Raw genomic sequence first — 838 nt, forward strand, 5'->3', positions numbered from 1 at the left:
GTTATTTTAGGGTAGAGCCAATTATTAAAAAAGAACGGACGAGGCCTTCGATCTTTTTTATTGGTAAAAAATCATTAAATGTTCATTTATTTTATCCATTTTCTATTGAAGAGAGTGATAAAATAATTTTCAGGTATATATCATGGGAGGGATGGAGGAATGTCTCAATTTGGTGAAAATTTACGGTTGATTCGCGAACAACGTAAGATGACTCAGCAAGAATTAGCTTTAAAAGCACGGTTAGGAACACAAACGATTGAAAAATACGAATCGGGAGAATATATTCCAGACACACAAACCATTTTACGTCTTTCCACTGTTTTAGACGTCCCCGCCTCAGAATTATTAGAGAATGAAGTGCAAGAAAAAACGACTTCTATTGATCCGGAAATTGTTCAACTTATCAAAGAAATTGGAACGAAAAAAGCAAAATTAATTTTACGTAAAGCAAAAGAGTTCTCTGAACAAGATTTCTTACGCGTTATGCAAATGTTGTACGAAATTAAATACGAAAAAAACGAATAATTTCTCTTTTTTTCGTATTTTTTTGTATAAGACATGTATTAACTGGATATTCTGTAAATACAAAGCTTTCTAGTATTCCCCCCTTTGTTATCTTTTTATGTATGCACTTCGACATTCGAAGTGTTTTTTTTTTACCTGCTCTTCACGAAAATGAAATAGGACGGGATTGGGCATACTATGAGTACAATTTTGGCTCTATACTAAATGTGGTGGTCATGCTTATCATCTCAAGGGCTCAGATAATTCACAAAAAATGATTAAAAAATAACACCTTCTTCTCTCTCTTTGATAATCTAAAGTTGCCACACAATAG

The 838-nt window shown here is 32.8% G+C and carries 1 protein-coding gene; it reads left to right on the plus strand.

What is annotated here, in order from left to right; all coding sequences use genetic code 11:
* Nucleotides 1–159: 159 nt before the first annotated feature.
* Complete coding sequence (locus ABES52_RS16880; RefSeq protein WP_429652475.1) at nucleotides 160–525, plus strand: helix-turn-helix domain-containing protein; 366 nt, start codon at nucleotides 160–162, stop codon at nucleotides 523–525.
* Nucleotides 526–838: the final 313 nt, after the last annotated feature.

The organism is Aeribacillus pallidus (genome assembly GCF_050478865.1).
Taxonomy (GTDB): Bacteria; Bacillota; Bacilli; order Bacillales; family JACDOC01; genus JACDOC01.

What these genes read in the sequence shown, in the direction of transcription:
- ABES52_RS16880 (WP_429652475.1), top strand. Translation starts at nt 160, where the DNA reads ATGTCTCAATTTGGTGAAAATTTACGGTTGATTCGCGAACAACGTAAG.